Origin of the sequence: Hespellia stercorisuis DSM 15480, assembly GCF_900142165.1 — a bacterium.
In the GTDB taxonomy this organism is placed as follows: domain Bacteria; phylum Bacillota; class Clostridia; order Lachnospirales; family Lachnospiraceae; genus Hespellia; species Hespellia stercorisuis.
In genome coordinates, this window is the sequence record NZ_FQZY01000125.1 from 1 (window position 1) to 4,392 (window position 4,392).

4 protein-coding genes are annotated in these 4,392 nt (G+C 32.7%); 3 read left to right on the top strand and 1 reads right to left on the bottom strand.

The window, feature by feature from the left end; genetic code table 11:
* Positions 1-256: 256 nt before the first annotated feature.
* On the bottom strand, positions 257-964 hold the full coding sequence (locus BUB85_RS20530; RefSeq protein WP_073113327.1) for a hypothetical protein: 708 nt from the start codon (positions 962-964) through the stop codon (positions 257-259).
* 1,191 nt (positions 965-2,155) lie between these two features.
* Here BUB85_RS20530 and BUB85_RS20540 point away from each other — a divergent pair.
* From BUB85_RS20540 to BUB85_RS20550, 3 genes are all read left to right on the top strand, one after another.
* Positions 2,156-3,247 carry a Fic family protein gene (locus BUB85_RS20540; RefSeq protein WP_073113329.1) on the top strand — a complete coding sequence of 364 codons (1,092 nt, stop codon included), beginning with the start codon at positions 2,156-2,158 and terminating at the stop codon, positions 3,245-3,247.
* Between the two features lie 149 nt (positions 3,248-3,396).
* Positions 3,397-3,861: a DUF3990 domain-containing protein gene (locus BUB85_RS20545; RefSeq protein WP_073113331.1), complete on the top strand. Its 465-nt coding sequence runs from the start codon at positions 3,397-3,399 to the stop codon at positions 3,859-3,861.
* Positions 3,848-4,282, top strand: a complete 435-nt coding sequence (locus BUB85_RS20550; RefSeq protein WP_073113330.1) for a hypothetical protein — start codon at positions 3,848-3,850, stop codon at positions 4,280-4,282. Before BUB85_RS20545 ends, BUB85_RS20550 begins: the two co-directional genes overlap by 14 nt.
* Positions 4,283-4,392: the final 110 nt, after the last annotated feature.

The window sequence follows — 4,392 nt, forward strand, 5'->3', positions numbered from 1 at the left end:
GATTGGCATTCAGACCACCTTCTTCCTTGTGTTTTATGTCTCCATTGTACTAAAAACTCAGGAAAAAAGCGAATTCACATAGATTCACCTATGGTGAAAATGACTGTGGATAAGTAATGTTTTTCAATGTTCAGTTGTTGTTAAATATATTCAAAAGCCATAGAATTTGGCTTTGAATCAGAGTTATTTGAAAGATTGAAAGAGTAATCCACAATGAATTAAATTATTCAATCACAAACAATTGGTTATCCACCAATTACCGAAATAATATCGCAAAACAGGTTTTAAAAATTCTCTGTTTTGTACAAAAATTAATTAGTTCCCCAAGGGGGTTCTGAACAGTTACAAATATTTTTATTATATTTTCTATTTCTTTTTCTAACCCTTGTGTATTCACATTATCAATAATAATTATTATTTTTTTATGCAATACAAAAGCTTTTTTTAACTTTTCAGCAATCTCAATATTAGAGAATCCTGATTTACCAGTGACAATTTCGCTGATTTGGTTGTTGAGATTACTTCTATTTTGATAACCAGAGATTTCTAAATAAAATGCTTTACATCCGCAAAAACGTAATGATTTATATTCGGACCTCTTTTTAAATTGTTTTTTCAGAATTTTCCTATCTTTTCTTTTTAATTTATGATTAACTAAATCACAGTAAAATTGAAGAAATTTACTCTTTCCTACTCCTTTTTTTCCATATATATTAATTAGTACATGTTTTTTCTTTATGGCATTGCTAATTTCACAGAGTGCAGTCTTTCTATCTATAAAAATATTATCTAAAATGTATTGAGTATATACCTTTAATTTACTTTGTCTTAGTTTATGAATTACGCTTAAAATAGTAATGGTTGATGTAATAATGGTCAATATACTTATTATGTTATGTATATCCAAAAGTTTACTAATATTATTAGTAAACTCTTGGATTATTATTTGATAATCAAAATTCATTTTATCACCCACAATAGATAGAATACATTTTCTTTGCAAATAAAACAACAATACTTAAACTATCTATCACCTTAGAATACAGGATAATTACTTATTATCTTCTTTTACTAGCCGAGGATAATCATATATTATCCTCGGTTAATTAGTTTCTATTTTTATATTTGCTAAGATAATGCTATTATATTCCATTTCATATTAACTAGCAACATCTTTCGCCCTGAGTTTCCGCCGATTTATCGTAAACGCTTAATAAGTTAGTGCCTTATATCTTATTTAGATTCATGCGATAATTATCCCAAACAACTGTATAGTATAAAGCTAGTTATAGTTGTGTACAGTAAATTTAGTTGAGGCACTCATGGATCGAGTTACTAAAGTAAAAAAAATTTTAAACGCGAGCAATGGAAATCGCTCATTAAAGAATGACAGTCAAGCGGTATGACTGTTACAACTTGGTGCAAGCAAAACGGTATCTGCGAACAGACTTATTACCTGAATATATACTTTCTCCCCACTACGATTTGCAATAAAATCAATTTCATAATTATCTAATTTACCAACAGATACTTCATAGCCTCTGCGCGGAAGTTCCAAATATACAATACTTTTCAGCATGGCATCTGCACTATTTTGCAATTGATGCTGCCGAGAAAATATTCCCCACGTTATCAAATACGTATTTAACAACTCGTTCTAATTGATCTACTTTTTTAATTTGATTTCTCTTCACAATATCTGCAAAAATCTTGGAACTGTAAATGTCCTTTACGATTGGATATGCTTCATTGGTCGTATATTCACGCAAATGAATTGCAGGAAATCCTCCCAACTATAAATATCGTTTTAATTCCGTCTTCGAATCTGAGATTGTTGTATATTTGCTTCGAAATTCCAGATACTCCTAAAACTATATATGTTCCTATAATATTTACGGTTATAGTACCAATTACGGTTCGCTGTTTTTCGGATGAATCTTTAGACATAATAGCAATGGCTGATGAATAATACCTTTACAGCGTAGTGAAATAAAGATATTATTATATCAAAAGAATCTAAAGAACCAATTTATATAATAAAGATGGTGAAGGCGACATGGTTTTGATGATGAACTATGGCTAATTATTAGTATAATTCGCAAATGCATCGGAAACAGAAACCGTTGGAATAGAATTTTCTGAAAGGAGATGCTTTATGGCTGATAATAAAAACTGGCAAGTTGAACTGGAAGAGTATATTCGTCAGGGAGAACCCGATGAAATAGAAAAGAGTAATTCCTGGAAAACAGCGATTGGTCTTCAGGATGTGGATGGATTAAAAACCTCTGAATACCTTTTGGATACAGCGAAGGAACATATTGAAGGTAAAATTAGCATTACTGATGCAGATAAAAGAATTCAAAGTTACTACGAAGAGAGAACGGATCGAAACGAAGTTGACGCAGATACAAAGGAAGCGGACATCGTTTCTGTGAGAATAGCAAGACTTTTGAGTGAGAAGACATTTCAATTTTCACCGGCAGAGCTTAGAAATATTCATGAAAAATTGTTTTCTGGTGTTTTCAAGCACGCAGGGAGAATTAGAAATTATAATATAACAAAGAAGGAATGTGTGCTTAAGGGTGATACCGTTGTGTATGCACCTTTTGATAGTATCCAGGATACATTAGTGTATGATTTCCAGCAAGAGAAGGAATATTCTTATGAGGGATTATCGCTGGAAAAATCAGTGAAACACATCTCGAAATTCACTTCTGGAATTTGGCAGATTCATCCATTTTGCGAAGGGAATACCAGAACAACCGCAGTATTTATTATCAAGTATTTAAAAACCTTCGGATTCGACATAAGTAATGAAACATTTGCTGCTAATTCCTGGTTCTTTAGAAATGCACTGGTAAGAGCGAATTATAATGACTGGCAGAATAATGTGCATGAGACAACAAAGTTTTTGGATATGTTTTTTGAAAACCTGTTAATGGACACGCATTATGATTTGAAAAACAGATATATGCACGTTGATTATAAGGATGAAAGTGCCACTCAAAGTGCCACGGAAAATATTCCAAAGTGCCAAAATGGCACTTTGGAGTTGACGTTAGAAGAATTGGCACTTTTGAATATTCTTAAGACAGAACCAACAGCAACACAAAAAAGAATTGCAGAGTTATCCGGAAAGTCAGAGCGAACGATCAAACGTAGAACAGTGGAGTTACAGGAGAAAGGTTACATTTACAGAGAGAATGGAAAACGTAATGGCAAGTGGAATGTTTTGATTGAGATATAAGGGGGAGGAATAGCACCAAAAGAAAAAGTTGAGGCTTACTATTTATCCAGCAGAAAAAATGTTGATTGTATAAAGCTGGTATAGATGATAAGATAGCTATATCAGCTTTATCGATATTAATGGAGGTCAGATACTGAATAATGAATGAAATAATAATATATCACGGCAGTCAAGATGTTGTTGAATATCCCGAAATAAGAACGGCGAGATTTCATAAAGATTTTTATTATGGCTTTTATTGTACGTTATATCAGGAACAGGCAAAACGTTGGGCAGTGCGATATAATGGCCGGGGAATTTTGAATGAGTATAAATACAAACCAGATAACGACTTGTTTGTTTTAAAGTTTGACCATATGACAGAAGAATGGCTTGATTTCATAGTTGATTGTCGAATGGGCAAGTCTCATAATTATGATATTGTGGAAGGCCCGATGGCCAATGATACCATTTTTAATTATGTTCAAAACTATGTAGATGGAAAAATCTCAAGAAAAGCATTTTGGGAACTTGCAAAATTCAAGAAACCGACGCATCAGATTAGCTTTCATACGGCAAGGGCACTAATGACTCTTGAATTTGTGAAGGGATGTGAAGTCTATGATGAAGAATGACAATGATCTCTTTTTTACATGCAGTTTAATAGAGTATATTGGTCGAGAATGTAAGTTAAAGCGCGGTGATGTGGTAGACTCGCTTGGAACGAAGACAATAGCAAGAATATATAAATATGCCGCTACACTTCATTGCGAACCGATGGAGAAGGTGGCTAATGATTATATCCAAATGAATCATATTGTGAGCGGCAAATTTGATAACATTAGTTCCTGCAGATATGAAGTTCCAGACTATTGGACTATTGGGGAGGTTTATGAAAGACTTATCGAAGATGTTGCGGAAGGTCATACTATAGATACATTATTGATAGTTTATAAGTCATGGATTAATGATGCGATTTCTAACTATAATTCAGACTTTTATTATCAGCCGAGGGATTACATCGCAGAATGTTTTAGACAGGAGAAAATATTATAATTATTCTTTTTATAAGGTAACTGTTCAGAACCCCCTTGGGGAACTAATTAATTTTTGTACAAAACAGAGAATTTTTAAAACCTGTTTTGCGATATTATTTCGGTAATTGG